The sequence below is a fragment of the Immundisolibacter cernigliae genome (assembly GCF_001697225.1).
GTDB lineage: Bacteria > Pseudomonadota > Gammaproteobacteria > Immundisolibacterales > Immundisolibacteraceae > Immundisolibacter > Immundisolibacter cernigliae.
Map to the genome: position 1 here is coordinate 134,719 of NZ_CP014671.1, position 19,063 is coordinate 153,781.

The 19,063-nt window shown below is 65.1% G+C and carries 19 protein-coding genes and 1 pseudogene; 10 read left to right on the forward strand and 10 right to left on the reverse strand.

The genetic code is table 11. The annotated features are described in order from the left end of the window. Positions 1-506 precede the first annotated feature (506 nt). Positions 507-728 (reverse strand): annotated as a pseudogene (locus tag PG2T_RS00685) (IS110 family transposase); the annotation flags it as partial. 59 nt (positions 729-787) lie between these two features. On the opposite strand from PG2T_RS00685, the gene PG2T_RS00690 reads away from it, so the two are divergent. The 5 genes from PG2T_RS00690 to PG2T_RS00710 all read left to right on the forward strand — a co-directional run bounded on the left by PG2T_RS00690 (position 788) and on the right by PG2T_RS00710 (position 4,236). Next, positions 788-1,066: a type II toxin-antitoxin system RelE/ParE family toxin gene (locus tag PG2T_RS00690; protein ID WP_068802369.1), complete on the forward strand. Its 279-nt coding sequence runs from the start codon at positions 788-790 to the stop codon at positions 1,064-1,066. Continuing rightward, positions 1,066-1,359: a HigA family addiction module antitoxin gene (locus PG2T_RS00695; protein WP_068802370.1), complete on the forward strand. Its 294-nt coding sequence runs from the start codon at positions 1,066-1,068 to the stop codon at positions 1,357-1,359. Before PG2T_RS00690 ends, PG2T_RS00695 begins: the two co-directional genes overlap by 1 nt. Before the next feature lie 755 nt (positions 1,360-2,114). Beyond that, on the forward strand, positions 2,115-2,672 hold the full coding sequence (locus PG2T_RS00700; RefSeq protein ID WP_068802371.1) for an antibiotic biosynthesis monooxygenase: 558 nt from the start codon (positions 2,115-2,117) through the stop codon (positions 2,670-2,672). 196 nt (positions 2,673-2,868) lie between these two features. Beyond that, positions 2,869-3,486, forward strand: coding sequence for a class I SAM-dependent methyltransferase (locus PG2T_RS00705; protein WP_068802372.1), 618 nt, complete (start codon positions 2,869-2,871; stop codon positions 3,484-3,486). Positions 3,487-3,624: 138 nt separating this feature from the next. Further along, on the forward strand, positions 3,625-4,236 hold the full coding sequence (locus PG2T_RS00710; protein ID WP_068802373.1) for a hypothetical protein: 612 nt from the start codon (positions 3,625-3,627) through the stop codon (positions 4,234-4,236). A 42-nt stretch (positions 4,237-4,278) separates the two neighbouring features. Here the strand turns inward: PG2T_RS00710 and PG2T_RS00715 are convergent, their stop codons facing one another. The 5 genes from PG2T_RS00715 to PG2T_RS00735 form a co-directional block, all read right to left on the reverse strand. Beyond that, a complete protein-coding gene (locus tag PG2T_RS00715; protein ID WP_068802374.1) occupies positions 4,279-5,868 on the reverse strand; it encodes a class I adenylate-forming enzyme family protein in 1,590 nt (529 codons plus the stop codon). A gap of 65 nt (positions 5,869-5,933) precedes the next feature. Next, positions 5,934-6,767, reverse strand: coding sequence for an alpha/beta fold hydrolase (locus tag PG2T_RS00720; protein WP_068802375.1), 834 nt, complete (start codon positions 6,765-6,767; stop codon positions 5,934-5,936). A 25-nt stretch (positions 6,768-6,792) separates the two neighbouring features. Continuing rightward, positions 6,793-7,278 (reverse strand): aromatic-ring-hydroxylating dioxygenase subunit beta, encoded by a 486-nt coding sequence (locus tag PG2T_RS00725; RefSeq protein ID WP_068802376.1) that lies wholly within the window; start codon positions 7,276-7,278, stop codon positions 6,793-6,795. Positions 7,279-7,351: 73 nt separating this feature from the next. Then, positions 7,352-8,632: an aromatic ring-hydroxylating oxygenase subunit alpha gene (locus PG2T_RS00730; RefSeq protein WP_068802377.1), complete on the reverse strand. Its 1,281-nt coding sequence runs from the start codon at positions 8,630-8,632 to the stop codon at positions 7,352-7,354. Between the two features lie 120 nt (positions 8,633-8,752). Beyond that, the gene (locus PG2T_RS00735; RefSeq protein ID WP_068802378.1) at positions 8,753-9,592 is read right to left on the reverse strand and encodes a 3'-5' exonuclease; all 840 of its coding nucleotides are present in this window, start codon (positions 9,590-9,592) and stop codon (positions 8,753-8,755) included. A 97-nt stretch (positions 9,593-9,689) separates the two neighbouring features. Between PG2T_RS00735 and PG2T_RS00740 the strand changes: the two genes are divergently transcribed. From PG2T_RS00740 to PG2T_RS16535, 3 genes are all read left to right on the forward strand, one after another. Then, positions 9,690-10,685, forward strand: a complete 996-nt coding sequence (locus PG2T_RS00740) for a dihydrodipicolinate synthase family protein (protein ID WP_068802379.1) — start codon at positions 9,690-9,692, stop codon at positions 10,683-10,685. Positions 10,686-10,773: 88 nt separating this feature from the next. Beyond that, positions 10,774-11,613 (forward strand): hypothetical protein, encoded by an 840-nt coding sequence (locus tag PG2T_RS00745; protein WP_068802380.1) that lies wholly within the window; start codon positions 10,774-10,776, stop codon positions 11,611-11,613. 450 nt (positions 11,614-12,063) lie between these two features. Continuing rightward, on the forward strand, positions 12,064-12,720 hold the full coding sequence (locus PG2T_RS16535; RefSeq protein ID WP_236953275.1) for a hypothetical protein: 657 nt from the start codon (positions 12,064-12,066) through the stop codon (positions 12,718-12,720). Between the two features lie 9 nt (positions 12,721-12,729). Here the strand turns inward: PG2T_RS16535 and ubiB are convergent, their stop codons facing one another. The 4 genes from ubiB to nadA form a co-directional block, all read right to left on the reverse strand. Further along, positions 12,730-14,340: a ubiquinone biosynthesis regulatory protein kinase UbiB gene (ubiB, locus tag PG2T_RS00750; RefSeq protein ID WP_068802381.1), complete on the reverse strand. Its 1,611-nt coding sequence runs from the start codon at positions 14,338-14,340 to the stop codon at positions 12,730-12,732. Then, the gene (locus tag PG2T_RS00755) at positions 14,337-14,948 is read right to left on the reverse strand and encodes a ubiquinone biosynthesis accessory factor UbiJ (protein ID WP_068802382.1); all 612 of its coding nucleotides are present in this window, start codon (positions 14,946-14,948) and stop codon (positions 14,337-14,339) included. The genes ubiB and PG2T_RS00755 overlap by 4 nt, the downstream gene beginning before the upstream one ends. Next, the gene (gene ubiE / locus PG2T_RS00760; RefSeq protein WP_068807485.1) at positions 14,945-15,691 is read right to left on the reverse strand and encodes a bifunctional demethylmenaquinone methyltransferase/2-methoxy-6-polyprenyl-1,4-benzoquinol methylase UbiE; all 747 of its coding nucleotides are present in this window, start codon (positions 15,689-15,691) and stop codon (positions 14,945-14,947) included. Before ubiE ends, PG2T_RS00755 begins: the two co-directional genes overlap by 4 nt. A gap of 141 nt (positions 15,692-15,832) precedes the next feature. Then, positions 15,833-16,900 (reverse strand): quinolinate synthase NadA, encoded by a 1,068-nt coding sequence (gene nadA / locus PG2T_RS00765; RefSeq protein ID WP_083214673.1) that lies wholly within the window; start codon positions 16,898-16,900, stop codon positions 15,833-15,835. Between the two features lie 769 nt (positions 16,901-17,669). Here nadA and yghU point away from each other — a divergent pair. Continuing rightward, entirely contained in the window at positions 17,670-18,524 is an 855-nt protein-coding gene (yghU, locus tag PG2T_RS00770; RefSeq protein WP_068802383.1) for a glutathione-dependent disulfide-bond oxidoreductase, read from the forward strand. A gap of 205 nt (positions 18,525-18,729) precedes the next feature. Then, positions 18,730-19,017 carry a DUF427 domain-containing protein gene (locus PG2T_RS00775; protein ID WP_068802384.1) on the forward strand — a complete coding sequence of 96 codons (288 nt, stop codon included), beginning with the start codon at positions 18,730-18,732 and terminating at the stop codon, positions 19,015-19,017. Positions 19,018-19,063 lie beyond the last annotated feature (46 nt).

Here is a 19,063-nt window from a genome sequence, read left to right on the forward strand (position 1 = left end):
CCATTCGGTCAAGCCGACGCGCTCCGGGCTACACCCTCCACGCGCGGCTTACCTCAAACGTTATGCGGCACGAAATCTTGACGCGCAAGTCATGACGCACTGGCTACACTCGGTCCGCCAACATCCAATAACAGGGTGCTCATGAATATGGCCAATGTCGCAGTAGCACTCGCGAAGCAAGCGTAGCCCGGATGCAGCGCAGCGAAATCCGGGATTCTTCACACACTCGGCTATCGTCTCCCCATCGCCCCATACCCCAGCGTCGTTGCGAGGCCGCGCAGCGGCCGTGGCAACCTTGCCTTGCCTTGCCTACCCGCCGGCGCTGCCGACGCAACGCATAAAGGCAAGGCCCTCACGTCGCTGCGCTCCTCAGGGCGACGGGGTGGGGGCTCCCCGCGTGGGACGCGTCGTGCGAACGATTGGCCTGGTTTTGGGGCCGTGGCAGCAAGCGTAGCCTGGATGCAGCGCAGCGAAATCCGGGATTCTTTAGGGCCGGGTAGATACTGTTATCCGGCCATCGAGTGCAAGCTGGAATGGAACGGCCGCCCGGACTTGCGCACGCCATAGGCCACACACAGCAGCTTTCGCATCATGGCGCCCAGGATCAGCAGCGGCGGCTTGCCAGCGACGGCCAGACGCTGCTTGAGCGCCCGGCTCCAGGCCGTGCGCGCGGTGGCCACCATGGCCGGCATGTACAGTGCTTTGCGCCACCGGGCGTGGCCGACCTTCGGCCGGATGCGACTACTCCAGCCTTGACCGTGTTGCGCCACGCGCTACACTGGGCGGCATGATCAAGTCACTCAAGCATAAGGGGCTGGAGGAGTTTTTTAACTCCGGCTCTACTCGCGGTATTCAGGCGGCACATGCCAATAAACTGCGTATGCAGCTGGCCGCTTTGGATACCGCTACAGTCATAGAAGACATGAACATCCCCGGCTACCGCCTGCACCCGCTGAAAGGCGATCGCAAGGGGCTTTGGTCAATTACGGTCAACGGGAACTGGCGCGTCACGTTCGAGTTCACGGACGGCAATGTCTATATCGTCAATTACGAGGACTACCACTAATGGCAATGCACAATCCTCCCCATCCCGGCGAGTTCATCCTGGCGACGTACATGGAGCCTTTTGGGGTCAGCTGCCGGTCTCTTGCCGAACACCTTGATGTGGCTGCTTCCACCCTTAATCGGATACTGAAGCAGCAGAGTGGTGTTAGCCCGGAAATGGCGCTGCGTCTCTCGAAGGTGCTCGGCCGCTCCCCTGAGAGCTGGCTTGCCATGCAGGACGCTTATGACCTTTGGGTGGCCAGGAAAACGGTCAAGCTGTCTGGTGTGCAGCGTCTCAATCTCGATGCCGCATAACCATTCGCGGCAGGCACGACGGCCCTGACGGGCCGCGGGCCTGAGCTCAGACGTCAGCGCGCTCAGCAAGCGTAGCCCGGATGCAGCGCAGCGAAATCCGGGATTCTTGAGCTGTCTCGCCCTCCCCCTCGCCCCATACCCCCGGCGTCGTTGCGAGGTCGCACAGTTGCGAGGCCGCACAGCGGCCGCGGCAACCTTGCCTTGCCTGCATGCGGGCAGCGCCGACGCAACGCAATAAAGGCAAGGCCCTCACGTCGCTACGCTCCTCAGGGCGACGGGGGTGTGGCCTCCCCGCGTGGGGCGCGTCGTGCGGACGGTTGGCCTAGTTTTGGGTTCGAGATAGCACGCGTAGCCCGGATGCAGCGCAGCGAAATCCGGGATTCTTCACACACTCAGCTACCGTCTCTCCCTCGCCCCATAACCCCGGCGTCGTTGCGAGGCCGCGCAGCGGCCGTGGCAACCTTGCCTTGCCTGCCGGCCGGCACTGCCGACGCAACCCATAAAGGCAAGGCCCTCACGTCGCTGCGCTCCTCAGGGCGACGGGATGGGGCCTCCCCGCGTGGGCCGCTCGGATCAACCACCACACGGCGCAGCGCCTGTTAGGCCCTGCGTGGCTGCTCGGGAACGACCGTGGTTCTGAACGCCGGGAACCGCGAATTCGTGCTTGCCGTTTTCCGCACTGCAAAGTAAGCTGGCCGGGCGCCTCTTTGAGGTACCAAATGGTTGTTTAATTAACTGTTGGAAAACGGTTTTTCATGGCAATCACAAATCACGAACCGGTCACGGTCAGCATCGCCCGGCGCGTGCGGCCGGGCAAGGAACAGGCATACGAATCCTGGGTCCGGCAGATCATCGCCGCCGTCTCCCGCTACCCGGGCCACCTGGGTGTGGCGGTGCTAAGACCCGTGCCCGGCGGGCAGGCCGATTACGTGCTGGTGGACCGCTTCGACAGCCTGCAACATCAGCAGAACTGGGAGCAGTCCGCCGAGCGGGCCGGTTTTCTGCAACGCCTGGCGGATCTGACCGACGGCGAGGAACGCATACAGAAGGTATCCGGCCTCGAATTCTGGTTCTCGCTGCCGGAGGTGCCGGCCGAGGCCGTGCCACACCGGCACAAGATGACGCTGGTCATCACCCTGGCGGTGTTCTTCCTGGGGATGATCCTGAATGGGCTGTTCGGTGAGGTGTTGCACCAGCTGCCGTTGGCAGTGCGCGTGGCGGTGCTGTCGATCGTGCAGGTCGTGGTGCTCAGTTACCTGCTCATGCCGCGTCTGACGGCGCTGCTCAAACACTGGCTTTACGACACCCCCTGAAGGCACCGCCCTGCCCGCATACCCCTGAATCACCACCCGCTGGCGGCGCGCTTGGGACGCGCCGCGGTGGTGTCGGACTTCTGCGAGAGGTTGGGGGGCACCATGTATACACGGGGTGAGTGACGATGGGTTACGGTCTGACGACATCCACCCATCCTGCGCGGGCTGACCCGCCTGCGTTCATCCGGAGTCTGCGGTGAACCTCTACGACCGTTACCTGATGCCGCTGCTGATCGACGCCGGCTGCGGCCTGAAGGATTTCCAGGCGCTGCGCGCGCTGTTGCTGCCGCAGGCCGCCGGCGCGGTGCTGGAAATCGGCATCGGCACCGGGCGCAACCTGCCGTTCTACGATCCGGCGCGGGTCAGCTCGCTGCAGGGTCTTGACCCGGCCGGCCAGATGCACGGCAAGGCGAAAAGGCGCGCCAAGGCAGCCGGGCTTGAGGTGGAGCTGATCGCCTTGTCCGCGGAGCAGATTCCGGCGCCCGATGCCAGCTACGACACCGTGGTCTGCACCTTCACGCTGTGCACCATTCCCGATCCGGTGACGGCGCTGCGGGAGATGCGGCGTGTGCTCAAGCCAGGCGGCAGGCTGCTGTTCTGCGAGCATGGCCGCGCGCCCGAGGCGCCGGTGCAGCGCTGGCAGGACCGACTGACGCCGTGGTGGAAGCCCATCGCCGGCGGCTGTCACCTGAACCGCGACGTGCGGGCCATGCTCAGCGCCGGCGGCTTCGTGCCGACGCAAATCGAGTCGAGCTATCTGAACGGCCCCAAGCCGCTGGTGTACGTGACGCGCGGCGTTGCGGTGGCCGGCTGAACGGACTGGTCCGTAGCGCCAGATGTTCCAGATCAAGTCGCCCGACATCCTGTCGCCCGGCCCGGTCGCACTGAACGACGGCCTGCGGCAACTGCACGCGCGCATCGGCGCCCGCGCGCAGGCCATGGCGGCGCAGTCATGAAACGCCTGCTGCTGGTCCTGCTGTTGGTGACGCTGGCCTGGCACTGGTGGCCCGTGCATGCACCGGCGGTGGAAAGCCCGCCGCCGCTGGTCGATCTGCCTGCGGCCGAGTTCACGCAGGCACCGGTTCAGCAGGATCTGCGCTCCGGACCGCAGTTCTTGCTGAACGGCATTCCCGCCCGTGCGCTTGCCCAGTACGCGGTCAGCGGACGCGTACTGTCGAGCACGCGCTATCGGCTGGGGCGAACAGCCGTCCTGGCGCCGTTCGATTTGGCCCTCGGCTGGGGGCGCATGACGGAACCGGCGGTGATCAAGCGGCTCGACATCAGCCAGGGCGGGCGCTGGTACTTCTGGAGCTATCAAGGCGAGCCGCCGCTGCCGGTGCGAGAAATCGAAACCTCGAGCGCCAACGTGCACCTGATCCCGGCCGACGCCGCCGTGGCGCGTGACCTGCGCCGCGTCGATGCCGGCCAGACCATTGCGCTGCGTGGCTATCTGGTGGAGCTGCGCGCCAACGACGGCTGGCAGTGGCGCAGCTCGCTTCGCCGTGACGACACTGGCGACGGCAGCTGCGAGCTGATGTACGTACAGGCCGTAGGCCGACCCTGAGCGGTTCCCGAAGGCCGCCCCGACAAGTGGTGGCCCGGACGCTTATCCCGCTTCTCTGCCCCAGGGCAGGGTGTCCGGATGCTGGCGAAACCCTTCGCGTAGCTGATGCTTGGCGATCTTGTGGGTGCCGCCCTTGGGCAGGTCGGGCACGATCTGCACGTATTTGGGCACTTCCCACTTGCCGACCTTGCCGCGGCAAAAGTCGATGAGCTCCTGCGGCGTCGCGGTGGCGCCGTCCCGCAGCGAAACCACGGCCACCACCGCCTCGCCCCATTCGGGGTGCGGAGCGCCCACGACGGCGCATTCGCGGATGGCGGCGTGCTCCGCCAGCACGTTTTCGACCACCACCGGGAACACGTTGAAGGCGCCGGAGATGATCATGAATTTCTTGCGGTCGGTGAGGTAGTAATAGCCGCGTTCGTCCATCTTGCCCAGATCGTTGCAGCGCAGCCAGGCGCCGTGCTCGTCGTGACCGAACAGCTCCGCGTTTTCCTCCGGGCGGTTCAGATATCCGGCGATGTTGGTGTCGGTGAGTGCCCACAGTTCGCCCACTTCGCCGGTCGGCAGCGCCCTGCCGTCGGCGTCGCGAATCGACAAATCGACATGCAGCGCCGGCTTGCCGCAGGAGGTCAGCAACTGCGGCTCACCGGCGAAGGCCCGCAGGTGATCCTCGTGCCGCAGGAACGACAGCCAGCCGCCGGTGGATTCGGTCAGGCCATAGATCTGCATGATTTCGCCGCCGAAGGTGGCGTGCCAGTCGCGGATCACCGGCGGGCGGGTCGGTTCGGAGCCGTAGACGATCTGGCGCAGCGAGGAGGCGTCGTAGTGGCCGGCCTTGTACAGCTCCAGCACGCGCTGCAGCAGGGTCGGCATCAGGATGGACGTGGTGGCGCGCTCGGCCTGCAGCAGCTCCAGCCAGCCGACGGCGGAAAAATCGCCACCCGGCAACACCATGCGCATGCCGTTCACGAGGCCAAACGAGTTCAGCACGATGCCGACACCGGCCGTCGAGCCCGGCGACAGGAACACGTCCTCGTGGCGCAGGCCGATCTGCAGGTTGGTGTGCAGCAGGCATTCGCGCACGCTGCGCTGCGTCCACAGCGCGCCCTTGGGCAGGCCGGTGGTGCCGGACGTGTAGCTGATGCCGATGATGTCGTCGTCGGTGAGTGCCGGCAGTGTCGGCCGTGCGTTGTGGCCGGCAAGCAGCTTCTCGTAGTCGATTTCCAGGCCGTGTCCGCCGCGCAGGCCCACCAGGCGCACGCCGGCAGCGCGGATGGTGTCCAGGTGCTCGCCCAGCAGCGGCAGGCAGTTGTCCTGCACGATCAGCACCTTGGCCGCGCAGTCGTGGATCAGGTGCAGCATCTCGCGCGGCGCGTAGCGCCAGTTCACGCCCACCCGCACGGCGCCGATCTTGATGCAGGCGAACCAGTGCTCCAGCACCTCGACGTGGTCGTGGGCGAGGATCGCAACCACATCGCCCTTGCCTACGCCCATGGCCTGCAGCGCCGAGGCGAGGCGGTCCGAGCGCTCGTGCATCTGGCCCCAGGTGCGGCGCAGCGCGCCGTCGACGAAGGCGACCTTGTCCGGGTAGCTGGTGGCGCAGCGGCGCACGAAATCGCGCGGCAGGATCATGGCGGACTCCTCGTGATGGTCGTAGGTCGTGCGGGTGACCGACCGGGTTTTGATTTATCCAGCGTCTACAGGCCCGACAGGAAACCGAGCACGGCCTCGGTGAACACGTCGTTGCTGTCGCCGGCCACCATGTGGCCGGCGCCGGGCACTTCCACAAACTGTGCATGGGGCACGGTGGCCAGGAATTCGCGGGCGCCTTCGGGGCTGACAACATCGCTGATCTGGCCGCGGATCAGCAAGGTCGGCACCGTCAACGCGCGGGCGCTCGCTTCCAGACGTTCCCGCACCGACGCACCCTTGGCGAAGGACTGCATCATCCGCGTGTCCCAGTGCCAGTAGTAGCGGCCGTCGCGCAAGCGAAGGTTGCGCTCCAGGCCGGACACGTCGTCGGGTCGCGGACGGTGCGGCAGGTAGCTGGCGACGGCATCCGCCGCTTCGTCGAGCGAGGCAAAGCCGCGCGGATTGCCGGCCATGAAGTTGCGAACCTGTCCCTCGCCGCGCCGTTCGATGCGCGGCACGATATCCACCAGCACCAGCGCGCGCAGGAATTCGCCCTGCCGCTCGCCCTCGCTGAGCAGTCCGACCAATCCGCCCAGCGACGCGCCGACCAGCACCGGCGGACGCGCCAGCGTGGCGACCACGCCACGAAAGTCCTGCACGTAGTCGTCGAAGCTGTAGTGACCGTCGTGTGCCCAGTCACTCTGGCCGTGACCACGCTGGTCTACCGCCAACACGTACCAGCCGCGCTGCGCCAGCACGCGGGCCGTGCCCTGCCATGAGTGGCGGGTCTGGCCGCCACCGTGCAGCAGAATCACCGGCGGGTTGGCCGGGTCGCCCCAGGTCTCGGCGGCCAGCGTGACTCCGCCGGCGGCGGCAAAACTGAGCAGTTGTGCCGTCATGGCTGCGTTCTGGCTGGCGTCACGATCAGATCAGGAACGAAATGTTCGGGATCGGCTCGTCGCCATCGACCAGCACCACTTTCTTGGCCGCCATCAGCCAGCCGTCCCCGGCTTGGCGCAGGCGATGGGTGATGCGTCCGCCCCAGACGTGTACGTCCCGCGTCGACTGGATGGCCAGTTCCAGCAGGATGAAGTTCGAGCCGACGACGTAGTCGTTGCCGTCGATGGCCTCCACCACAATGCCCGACACGACCCGGCGCATGGGTGAAGGCGGCGTCTGACTGTGCCGGGTGCCGGTGAGCAACTGTGCGATCCGGGTATGAATGCGGCGTCGGTTGTCGTTGATGTGCGACACCTGCTTTTCCGGATCCAGGCCGTCGGAACGCGGCACCCAGTAATGGCCATCCTCGGTCCACAGGGCCTCCCATTCGGCGTAACGGGACTCGTCACACAGGCGTGCTTCGTGATGAATGAAGTCGCTGATCTGCCTCAGCAGCGGGTCTGAAACCATCGGTTCGATCCTGGATGACGCGGCAGCAAATGGCGGACCCCGGATGGGGCGTGTCGCCAGTGGGTGGTCCGGCTCAGGTCGCGGCGCGCAGATCGCGCTGCATGGCCGCCTTGTAACGCCGGTAAAAGGACCGGTTCACGGTCTCATCCGACATGTGCGAGACGGTCAGGCCGTCTTCCTGGTATTCCCGATGCAGACCCCGACTGAGGTCCATCCATTCGGGCTGCTGCGCCGCCAGGCCGGCCTGATTGCGCTCGGCGATGACCACATCCTCCGGAATCAGGAACGAGCCCGGCCCCACGGCGCCCTCGGTCTGGTGGATGGCGCGCCGGTTCATTTCCGGCGCGCCCTTTAGCAGCATCGGCGTATACAGCTGCACGCACTCGCCGGGGCTTACCGGGTAGTAAAAGACGACATTCAGTTCGCCCAGAAAAAGATTCGGGAAGATGATGGCGTGCGGCGGGCCACCACAGAACATCTCGTGGGATTTTTCCTTTCCGTAGCGGGCCTCCATGGCCGTGACGTAGTCCGGCAATTTCGACGCCGGCACCCGGCCGAACCACTCGAACGGAATGCCGCGCTTGCGGTACGCGACGCCAAAGTCGATTTCCATGTGCCCGTTGCCCCAGTCCCGCACGACCGGCTCGCCGCCGCCCTGGATAAGGTCGATGGCCTGCGAGTCGGTGGCGGACATGAACGACGAGTGTGTGAAATCGACGTGATACCCGTCGCAATCGTTCTCCGGCAGCATCTTCCAGTTGGCCTTGAACCGGTGTTTCAGCCAGCCGGCGGTCAGTTGCAACTCGCCTTGCGGCGACAGGTCGGCGCAGCGGTCCAGCAAGTCGGTGGCGCGACCGAGGTGCTCGGCCAGCGTCATGCGCGAGTGGTTCAGGCTGGCGAACACGAAGCCGCGATACACCTCCACCTGCGCCGCCGGCGCCATGCCGTGGGCGGACTTGTCGAAATCCGGGCCGTAGCCGTCGGCCTGCGGCGTGTCCAGCAGGCTGCCGTCCAGATCGAACACCCAGCCGTGGTACGGGCAGGCGAACACCTTTTCGTTGCCGGCGTCGCGTGCGCAGACCTTGTTGCCACGATGGGCACAGCGGTTGCGAACGACGTGCACGCGCCCGTCCTTGCCGCGCGACATGATGACCGGCTGCTGGCCGATCTGCCGGGTGACGTAGTCGCCGGGATTGGGAATCTCGCTGTCGTGGCCGACGAACACCCAGCCGTGGTGGAAGATCTTTTCCATCTCCTCGTCGAAGATGACCGGGTCCGTATACAGCGCGCTGTGTACCCGGTCTGGCTGGATGAGCAGGTCGTAATCGATCGGAACCGCCCGTTCGATGCGCATCGGCAACCTCCTATTCATGAACGTTCGTTTCTATGTCGGCGCCGCCACCACCGGGGCTGGCCGCTTCGGCGCGCGGCCACGCAGACCATAGTGCCACGCGGCGGCGTTAAGGTGACCTGCCTACAGTCGGCTGGACAGCACCTGCCAGGCCTCCAGAAACGCGGCGAGGTGCGCGCGGCCCTGGGCGATCTGCGCCTGTAGCAGATCGCGCACGCGCTGTTGCTCCTGCGCATAGGCGCGGTCGTCGAAGTGGCCGCCCAGATGCGCCAGGCGCAGCCACACCAGATACGTGGTCAGCGCATCGCACTCGTTGTAGGCGACGATGCGATCGAGCTGGCCGTCCAGCCACAGGCTGGCCACGGCGTTGCCGTCCACGTCCAACTTGCCGGGAATGCCGGACAGCGTGGCCAGTTCGTGCAGCGATGGTGTGGCCTTGCCCCAGCCGCCCAGGATGTCCTTGATGTCGACATGCGCATCGCCGCGGGCAAAGTAGTCCACGCCCTCCCAAGGCTTGTCCGGGCGGTGGCAAAAATCCGCTGCCGACAGGCCGTTGACCACCGCCCGCTGCAGCAGGATCTTCATGTCGGCGGCTATCGAGTTGAAACCGACCAGCTGCGGCTTGTGCTCGCCGACGGCGTCCAGGAAAGTGCCGATCACGTGCCCTTCCGCCGCCTGTGCGGCATCACTCACGTCCTTTGGCAACGACAGCAGATGCAGTTGCACACTGCCGTCGCGCCGACGCTGGCGCGTCACGGCGGCAATCGACACCACCCGGCAGACGATGGTCTTCAGGAACGGCATCGGGTCCTCGTCGCTGGCGCCGGCCTGCTGCCACATGTGTTCCATCACCTCGCGGTCCGGCATGGCGGCCGGCAGCTTGTACAGCGCCCGCCCGGCGGCCGGATCGGGCACCCATTCGCAGTCGAAGGCCCAGACCCTGTCGAATACGCTCTTGAACATCGCTTTTTTCCATTGAAAGGCCCGCCTGACTGGTCGGTCGGTGGGCTGGGGCTATAAGCTACGGGGTCAACTGTCACCCATTTTCGAGGAGCCTGCCATGCCAAGACGCGACCGCCTGACCGTGAACGACGTTCACGGCGCCTGGGCCATCATCCCCACCCCGGCCGTGGACAACGCCGAGGACTGGCGCTGCGAGGACAGCATCGACTATGACGAGGTTGCCAAGGCCGTCGACGGCCTGATCGTGGGCGGCGTCGACGCCATCATGGCCCAGGGCACCTTCGGCGAAGGCGCCACCATCACCTGGGAAGAAAAGAAAAAGATGATGTCGGTGATGGTCGAGACCGCCCGCGGCCGCAAGCCCATCTTCGTCGGCGTGACCACGCTGAACACCCGCGACACCATCAAGCAGCTGAAGCACGCGCGCGACATCGGCGCCGACGGCACCATGCTCGGCCTGCCCATGTGGCAGGTGTGCGACGTGCCCAACGCGGTGCGCTTCTACCGCGACGTGGCCGAGGCGGTGCCGGAAATGGCGATCTGCGTGTACGCCAACCCGGAGGCGTTCAAGTTCCAGTTCCCGACCCCGTTCTGGGCCGGCGTGGCGGAAATTCCGCAGGTCATAACCTGTAAGTACATCCACATTGGCCAGCTGTCCATACACACGGCGGTGACCAAAAAGCGCATCCGTTTCCTGCCGATCGAGTTCGATCACCTGGACGCCGCGCGCATCGATCCGGAGTTCCACACCGCCTTCTGGTCGCCCTGCGCCAACGGTGGACCGGAGATGACCATCCGCATCCGCGACACCGTAAAGGAAGCCGTCAAGACCGGCGACTGGAGCACCGCGCTGCGCGTATGGGGCGCCGCTGCGCCAGTCATGGGCCATCTGATGCCGCCGGGTGGTTTCCCGGAGTTCTCGCGCTACAACATCCAGCTCGACAAGGCGCGCATCAACGCCAGCGGCTGGATGAAGGCCGGCCCCTGCCGTCCGCCGTACCTGACCGCCCCGGCCAACTACCTTGAAGGCGCCGTCAAGGCCGGCAAGGGCTGGGCCGAGCTGTGCGCCAAGGTGCGCGCCGGCGAGCTGTAAACAACCCTGCATGCCATCGCCGGGGCAGCCCTGGCGATGGCAGCCGGACGCTCAAGTCAACCGATAAAACTCCCCGGAGGAGAACACCATGGCCAAGCAGCCTACCGCCGCCGAAATCACCCGCCAGACCCTGCACATCATGTCGCAGGGTGCCTCGGCCCAGCAGCACGTGGTCAATGCCTACATGGCAAAGCGCAACCGCGAGCGCGACATCAACTGGGTGGTCATCCAGGCCGCGCGCGAGTATGGCGCCACCAACATGTACGCCGACCGGGCGCGCCTGGCGCTGGGCACCGGCATCGGGGTGCGCGAGGCCGACCGCTTCGCCGGCATCATGAAGGAGGAACTGGACCACTACCGGGCCTACATGAACCTGCTGGACCTGACGCTGGGCAAGGGCAAGGAGCCGCCTGAAAGCGATTCCTTCCATTACCTGAACGTCGAGTTCACCGGCCAGGGTGCCGGCTTTCACGGCGCCTCGGGCGACATCGTGGCGCGCAAGTGGCCGGAGCATCACCGCTTCATCACGCTGTGGATGAAGATCTACAACACGCTGCCGAAGTGGACCTCGCGCCTGCTGATGACGCAGGGCGAAGGCGGCTCGGTCGGCTGGCACTGGTGCATGAGCAACCTGCCGGGCAACGACGAGTTCCTGCGCCTGGCCGCCAAGCTGGAAAAAACCGTGGTCGAGGACGAAATCTTCCACGGCCCGGAAGAAATCAAGGAACTGGCGGCCAGCTTCGATCCGGCGCAGGCCCTGCCCTGGGACGAGACGGTCAATCTGGCCCGTGAGATGCGGTACCTGGACGTGCGCGAGCGCAACGAGCAGTTCATGTACCCGCTCGGCGAAGATGAACTGGAAGACATCCGCCGCGCCATTTTCGAAGACACGCTGGCGCCGAGCGACATTTACGCCGCTGTGGCGTAATAGAGTCAAAGTCGGGAAAGGGCCTCCCCGCTCTTTCCCAACCCGATACACATGCCAACTCTTAGGGTTCCATTTGGGCAAGTAGGAGATCGACTCTTTGAGCCACTACAAGTACCAAATGGGAAGACCTGTGGGTGTGTCTGTCCAGCATGCAAACGACCCTTAATCGCTCGACAGCGTGCACGGACCCCCCACTTTGCGCATGAACCCGGGCAAGATTGTGCCCATGCTCTCGAGACTGCTGTCCACCTAGCCGCCAAACAGCTAATAGCCACCCGGAGAGAACTGCGGTTACCCGTCATACGATATTCGAACCCTTACAAGAAAGAGGCGAGCTTTGACACAATTTTTACCGAGCAGTTAGTAAAACCAGAAACCGTCGCTCTCGAAGCTTGGCTGACAGATATTCGCCCCGATTTAATTGCAACCGTGGCAGGACAGCCGTACCTCGTGGAAATCGCTGTAACCCACTTCGTGGATGAAGAAAAACTGGAAAAAATATATCACCATAAAATTCCCACTTTTGAAATTGACGCCGAACGTCTAAAGGGGTCATTCACGTTCGCATCTTTGTCCGACCTGCTTTTCTCTGGGGCCTATTCCGCCCGTTGGCTATACCACCCTGAATTAGAAAAGTTATCAGAGAATTCTCGCCAAGATCATTTAAAAGAGATCGCGGCTGAAGAGGAAAAAAGGCGCCAGCGAGAAGAAGAATTCGAAAAATACAAAAACATGCCATACAGGGAAAAGCTGGCTTTAAATCGCCGCCGGCTTGGACTGAATGATACCCAATTCAGAAAATTAACCAGCTCTGTTCCGTGGGAACGATCTTTCAGGGCGCCACGAGAAGTATGGCAATCGGCAGTTTTGGCATATATAACGCAAGCGGACGACTGTCCAGACCCATCTATGCCGTATTGGGTTGATACTGATGATTGCTTGGATTGGCTAAAAAAAGTATTCGAAATTCAGCCCCAAGTCCCGGACGGAGATCAAATCGCTGTTTTTAAGTATTTCAGACACTTAGAAAATTCGGGGATTTTGAAGCATGAGTCCGCCAAAGAATTCCTAGTAGTCCTACCGCCAGATCAGTGGGCGAAGATTTAGTCAGTGCGACTAACCCCGCCGCGGCCACAACAAGACGATCGTCAGCAGGCCGAGCGGCCACGCCAGGGCCGGTATTCCCAACCACACCGGCTGAGCGAAGCCGGCAAGCTGCCAGACCCAGCCCCCCGCGGCGGTCAGCCCCGCGCCGCCCAGCACCAGTTCGAGCCGTCCCGGCCAGCGCCTTCGCGGCGCCGGCGGCGACAGCTTGGGCCGCTGCGCCTGCTCAAGCGCGCCGTAAATGAGATTCGGCACCCGCGGCAGGGTTTCCGCCCACAGCGGCGCCTCCTCGCGCAGGGTGTTGCGCAGTGCCCGCCAGCCGATGCGCTCGGCCATCCAGCGCTCCAGAAACGGCTTGGCGGTGCGCCAAAGATCAAGCTCCGGATAAAGACGCCGGCCCAAGCCCTCGATATTGAGCAAGGTTTTCTGCAAGAGCACCAGCTGCGGCTGCACCTGCATGTCGAAACGCCGTGCCACCTGGAACAGCCGCAGCAGCAGCACGCCGAAGGAAATGTCCTTCAGTGGCTTGTCGAAGATCGGCTCGCACACGGCGCGAATGGCGCCCTCGAACTGATCGACCCGCAGGTCGGCCGGCACCCAGCCGGCGCGCAGGTGGGCCTTGGCCACGGTGGCGTAGTCGCGGTTGAAGAAGGCCACGAAGTTCTCGGCCAGGTAGCGTTGGTCTTCCGGGCGCAGGCTGCCGACGATGCCGAAATCGACCGCAATGTATTGCTCGTTCGGGCCGACGAAGATGTTGCCGGCGTGCATGTCGGCATGAAAGAAATTGTGCTCGAACACCTGCCGGAAAAAGATCTCCACGCCGCGCTCGGCCAGGCGCTGGAAGTCCACGCCGGCGGCGTGCATGGCGACGATGTTGTCGATGCCGATGCCGCGGATGCGCTCCATCATCATCACGTTCGGGCGCACGTAGTCCCAGTACACCTCCGGCACGTACAGGTCGGGCGAGTCCAGCCAGTGGCGGCGCAGCTGGCTGGCGTTGCCGGCTTCGCGCATCAGGTCGAGTTCGTCGAGCAGCGTCAACTCGAACTCGCGCACCACTTCCACCGGGCGCAGGCGGCGCGTCTCGCGCACCACCCGGTGCGCGAACCGGGCCAGCATGTACAGCAGGCGGATATCGCGCCGGATGCGTGGTGCGATGCCCGGCCGCACCACCTTGATGACGATTTCGCGCCCGTCCGGCAGGCGCCCGGCATGCACCTGGGCGATCGAGGCCGACGCCAGTGGCACGTCGTCGAATTCGGCCAGCACCGTGCTCAGCGGCTGGCCGTAAGCGGTTTCGATCAGCCGGCGCGCCTGATCGCCCGGAAACGGCGGTACCTGATCCTGCAGGCGCACCAGCTCGTCGGCAATGTCCGGCGGCAACAGGTCGCGCCGGGTGGACAGAATCTGCCCGAACTTGACGAAGATCGGCCCGAGCTTTTCAAGCGCCTCGCGCAGGCGCACGCCGCGTGGCGGGCGCGCACGCCAGCGCCAGGGCAGCAGGCGCAGCAGCAGGCGCCCGCCCGGCAGGCGCGGGTGACCCAGGATGATCTCGTCGCCGCCGGCGCGCGCCAGCACGAACAGCACCCACCACAGGCGCAGCAGGCCCGGCAGGCTGGTCATTGCTGGCGCAGGGCGAGCAAGGCGATGCGTCGTTCCAGCGCGCCGACCGCCTCGTGAAGTTCACGCACTTCGGCCTTGAAGCTGCCCCACTCGGCAGCGCTGACCAGCACCGGGCGCTCGTACTGCAGGAACTCGGCGCCACTGCGCAGCAGCGAATCGGCGCCCTCGGCCAGCGCGCCGGCCAGCGATTCGAGCGCCTGCACGCCACGCTGCGTGGCCACGTCGCCCAACCAGGGCGCGAGCAGCTCCGGCCAGTCGATGCGCGCCTCGCGCAGCGCGCTGGCGAAGGCACTGGCCAGATGCTTGTCACCTTCTATTTGCAGGCCCTCCAGACCGCCGCCGGCCTGGGCGCGCAGCAGACCGGCCAGGCTGCCGCTGATGTGCGCGTCGACTGTCTCTGGCGCGGGCGACAGCCACTGCAGACCGTTGGCATGGGGCGCAAACGTGAACTGCAAGCCCAGCGCCGGCACTTCGAGCCGGATCACACGCCCGTCCAGCGCCGCCAGCCGTTCCAGCGTCAGCGGGTCCAGCGCCAGCAGCCGGTTCAGGGCGATTTCCAGCGCCGCCAGCGGCAGGCCTGTGCCGGTGCTCGCCCGCTCGTCCGTCACAGTCGATAGCCCCGATGCACGGCCACGATGCCGCCGGTGAGGTTGAAATACTGGCAGCGGCTGAAGCCGGCCGCATGCAGCATGCCCAGCAGCGTGTCCTGGTCGGGGTGGCGGCGGATGGATTCGGCCAGATAGCGGTAACTGTCAGCGTCGCCAGCCACCAGCCGGCCGATGCGCGGCAGCACCTTGAAGCTGTAGGCGTCATACAGGGGCTTGAGCGGCGCCAGCACGGGCTGCGAGAACTCCAGCACCAGCGCCCGCCCGCCGGGCTTTAGCACGCGCTGCATTTCGGTCAGCGCGGCCTGCTTGTCGGTGACGTTGCGCAGGCCAAAACCGATGACCACGCAATCGAGGCTGCCATCCGCCAGCGGCAGCCGCTCGGCATCCACCTGCAGGTAGTCCACGTTACCGGCAATGCCGGCATCCAGCAGCCGGTCGCGGCCGCGCGCCAGCATGGCGCCGTTGATGTCCGCCAGCAGCACGCGACCGGTCGACCCCACCTGGGGCGCCAGCTGGCGCGTCAGATCACCGGTGCCGCCGGCCAGATCGAGCACCCGCTCGCCGCGCCGCACGGCGGCCAGTTCCACCGCAAAGCGCTTCCACAGCCGGTGCAGGCCCAGCGACATCAGATCGTTCATCAGGTCATAGCGCGGCGCCACCGAGTCGAACACCTCGCGCACCCGCCGCGCCTTGTCGGCGACCGGCACTTCGCTGAAGCCGAAATCCGTGGTGTCGTGTTCCATGGCGGTACCGATGGCGTGTGAATCGACCGTGAGCGGCGGCCGGCGCGCACGATGGCGCAGCGGGCGCAAGTTTACTCGACCGTCCGCCGCGCCCCGCTCGCCACACGATCGTCGCTGCGAGGTCTCGCCGGGATATCGCCCTCAGGCGTCGCCCGCGGTCTGGAGCTTCTGCCGGCGGGTGAAGTCCAGCATCCGCTCGATCGGTATCCGGGCGCGCGCGCCGATGACCGGATCGACGTGAATCTCCCCGGCGCCGGTTTCCAGCGCATGCAGCAACGCGGTCAGGCTGTTCATGGCCATCCACGGACAGTGCGCGCAGCTGCGGCAGGTGGCGCTCTTGCCGGCGGTGGGCGCCTCGATCAGCCGCTTGCCCGGCGCCAGCTGGCGCATCTTGTGGAAGATGCCGCGGTCGGTGGCGACGATGAACTCGTCGGCGTCCATGTCGCGAACCGCCTGCACCATGCGACTGGTGGAACCGACCACGTCGGCCTGGGCGACGACGCTGGCCGGCGATTCCGGGTGCGCCAACACCTTGGCGCGCGGGTGTTCGCGGCGCAGCGCCTCCAGCTCGGCGCCCTTGAATTCCTCGTGCACGATGCAGGCGCCGTCCCACAGCAGCATGTCGGCGCCGGTCTGCTCTTTGATATAGGCACCCAGGTGCTTGTCCGGCGCCCACAGGATCTTTTGCCCCTGATCGCGCAGGTGCGCCACGATGTCCGCCGCGCAGGACGAGGTCACCATCCAGTCTGCCCGCGCCTTCACCGCCGCCGAGGTGTTGGCGTACACCACCACCGTGCGGTCCGGGTGCTGGTCGCAGAAAGCCGCAAAGCGGTCTATCGGGCAGCCCAGGTCCAGCGAGCAGGTGGCCTCCAGCTCCGGCATCAGCACGCGCTTCTCCGGGTTCAGGATCTTGGCCGTCTCACCCATGAAGCGCACGCCGGCGACGATCAACGTCGAGGCCGGGTGCTCGTGGCCGAAGCGCGCCATGTCGAGCGAGTCGGACACGTAGCCGCCGCTGGATTCGGCCAGCGCCTGCAGCGCGTCCTCGACGTAGTAATGCGCCACCAGCACGGCGTCCTGCGCCTTGAGCAACTCGCGGATGCGGGCCTCCAGCGCCGCACGCTCGGCGCCAGCCGGCTCCGGACGCTCCACGTCCGCGGTGCGCGGATAGTCATTGACCGGGGTGGCGTACAGGGTATCGATGGACATGGAAGAGGCTCCAGAAGGTACATTCGCCGTCCCGCGAGCGGCGTGAAAGCTTACGGCATGAGATCGGAATCGATGCCGGCACGGGCCCGGGAATCTGCGGTGGCTGGGCCAAAGGAACCTGTTCTAACCGCCAGGCCTGTGCCTCAGCAGCGGCCCGATTCCGTTTCGCGCCGTTGCCCATTGCTCTGACAACCGCGCCGCCTGTTCGAGCACGGTCCGAGCTGCTTTTTCCTGTTGGTCGGGTGGGTGTAGCCGTGCTTGCGCAAGATGCGCTCGACGATGGCGCGCGGTTGGGCGCGCACGTTCGCTACCCATGGCGACATGCACCAGCAGGGACCGGCCAGGGTGGCCAGCCAGTGATCGATGCTGCGGCCAGCACCTGGACCACCTCGCCCGGCGTGGCGATCACCAACTCGGCCTTGCTGCGAACACCATGGGTTGACGTGGTATTGCCATGTCGAGAGCTCCCGACTAGGGTTGAGTATGCTCGTCGGGGATCACCGTGGCGCTGGCTTGCCAAGATCGTCGGTCCGCACGGCCGATGGATTCCCCATCGGCGCAGAGGCGAAACGGGTGGGACGATTTCTCCTCGGTCTGTGCCCAAGGCCAGATGCGAAGCTCGTCCCTCCAGCCCAACCAGCCCTTTCTGGCCTTCTGGCCTGTCGAGACACAACATACAAGCGCAGCTGTGCTGCGCGATGATCGCCCGGCATAGCCGGGCTCCTACAGTTTTTTCCGATGGCTCATTCGAAATCAGGAGTATCCAATCATGACCGACTCGTCAGTTTACGTTCCGCCCAAGGTCTGGAAATGGAAAGCCGGCGGCGAGGGAAGATTCGCCAACATCAACCGGCCGATTTCCGGCGCCACGCATGACAAGGAATTGCCCGTCGGCAAGCATCCGCTGCAGCTGTATTCGCTGGCAACCCCGAACGGGGTCAAGGTCACGATCCTGCTGGAAGAACTGCTGGCGCTGGGCAAGCAAGGGGCCGAATACGACGCGCACCTGATCAACATCATGGAAGGCGATCAGTTCGGCAGTGGTTTCGTGGCCGTGAATCCCAATTCCAAGATTCCGGCCCTGGTGGATCGCGGCGCATCTCCGCCGACGCGGGTGTTCGAATCCGGGGCCATTCTGGTTTATCTGGCCGAGAAGTTCGACGCCTTCTTGCCCAGGGCGCCGTCTGCACGGGCCGAATGCATGTCGTGGCTGTTCTGGCAGATCGGCAGCGCGCCTTACGTGGGCGGCGGCTTTGGACACTTTTATGCCTACGCGCCGGTGAAGATCGAATACTGCATCGATCGGTTCACCATGGAAGCAAAGCGCCTGCTCGATGTGCTGGATCGCACCCTCGCCGGGCGGCGCTATCTGTGTGGCGACGAGTACACCATCGCCGACATGGCCAACGTAGCCTGGTACGGCAGCCTGGTGCTGGACAATCTTTACGAGGCGCAGGAGTTTCTGGATGTGGCCTCGTACACCCACGTCGTGCGCTGGGCGACCGAGATTCGGGCGCGTCCGGCCGTGCAACGCGGTCGGCGCGTCAACAGGACCTGGGGGCCGGAAGAGGAACGCTTGCCGGAACGGCACGACGCCAGCGACTTCGAGGCCAAGCGGGGTTAAGGAGCGGTTGCAAGCCGCTGACTGTGTGAGCCATCGGGAAACTGTAGGAGCCCGGCTGTGCCGGGCGATCATCGCGCAGCAGAGCTGCGCTCCCACAAGGGTTTTTGATGGCGGACGCTCAAGAAATCCAGGCCTGCCCCGGTGGAAACCGGGGATGGATTATTCAGCGCTTCCAGCAGCTTCTCACCTCACCGGATGAACAGCCATGCAAGCAATCTGGAACGGACAGGTCATCGCCGAGTCGCCCGACACCGTGGTCGTGGAGGGGAATCACTACTTTCCGCTTGAATCCGTGAACCGCGCATTGCTTGAGCAAAGCGTGACGACGACGGTTTGCCCCTGGAAAGGAACGGCGAATTACTACTCGCTCAACGTCGACGGTGCGCGCAACGTCGATGCGGTGTGGTACTACGCGCAGCCGAAGCCCGCCGCGGCGCAGATTGCCGGCCGCGTGGCCTTCTGGCGGGGCGTGCAGATCGTCGACCCGGCCTGATCGCGGGGCGCGCTGCGGCTGCACAAATAGTCCGCGAAGCGCCCGA

Excerpts from the sequence above, each read along its gene's own strand:
- ubiE (WP_068807485.1), bottom strand. The coding sequence starts at position 15,691 with ATGGAACACGACACCACGGATTTCGGCTTCAGCGAAGTGCCGGTCGCC.
- nadA (WP_083214673.1), bottom strand. The coding sequence starts at position 16,900 with ATGTCCATCGATACCCTGTACGCCACCCCGGTCAATGACTATCCGCGC.
- PG2T_RS00695 (WP_068802370.1), top strand. The coding sequence starts at position 1,066 with ATGGCAATGCACAATCCTCCCCATCCCGGCGAGTTCATCCTGGCGACG.
- PG2T_RS00740 (WP_068802379.1), top strand. The coding sequence starts at position 9,690 with ATGCCAAGACGCGACCGCCTGACCGTGAACGACGTTCACGGCGCCTGG.
- PG2T_RS00725 (WP_068802376.1), bottom strand. The coding sequence starts at position 7,278 with ATGGTTTCAGACCCGCTGCTGAGGCAGATCAGCGACTTCATTCATCAC.
- PG2T_RS00735 (WP_068802378.1), bottom strand. The coding sequence starts at position 9,592 with ATGTTCAAGAGCGTATTCGACAGGGTCTGGGCCTTCGACTGCGAATGG.
- PG2T_RS00730 (WP_068802377.1), bottom strand. The coding sequence starts at position 8,632 with ATGCGCATCGAACGGGCGGTTCCGATCGATTACGACCTGCTCATCCAG.
- PG2T_RS00700 (WP_068802371.1), top strand. The coding sequence starts at position 2,115 with ATGGCAATCACAAATCACGAACCGGTCACGGTCAGCATCGCCCGGCGC.
- PG2T_RS00720 (WP_068802375.1), bottom strand. The coding sequence starts at position 6,767 with ATGACGGCACAACTGCTCAGTTTTGCCGCCGCCGGCGGAGTCACGCTG.
- PG2T_RS00775 (WP_068802384.1), top strand. The coding sequence starts at position 18,730 with ATGCAAGCAATCTGGAACGGACAGGTCATCGCCGAGTCGCCCGACACC.
- PG2T_RS00745 (WP_068802380.1), top strand. The coding sequence starts at position 10,774 with ATGGCCAAGCAGCCTACCGCCGCCGAAATCACCCGCCAGACCCTGCAC.
- PG2T_RS00715 (WP_068802374.1), bottom strand. The coding sequence starts at position 5,868 with ATGATCCTGCCGCGCGATTTCGTGCGCCGCTGCGCCACCAGCTACCCG.
- yghU (WP_068802383.1), top strand. The coding sequence starts at position 17,670 with ATGACCGACTCGTCAGTTTACGTTCCGCCCAAGGTCTGGAAATGGAAA.
- PG2T_RS00710 (WP_068802373.1), top strand. The coding sequence starts at position 3,625 with ATGAAACGCCTGCTGCTGGTCCTGCTGTTGGTGACGCTGGCCTGGCAC.
- ubiB (WP_068802381.1), bottom strand. The coding sequence starts at position 14,340 with ATGACCAGCCTGCCGGGCCTGCTGCGCCTGTGGTGGGTGCTGTTCGTG.
- PG2T_RS00690 (WP_068802369.1), top strand. The coding sequence starts at position 788 with ATGATCAAGTCACTCAAGCATAAGGGGCTGGAGGAGTTTTTTAACTCC.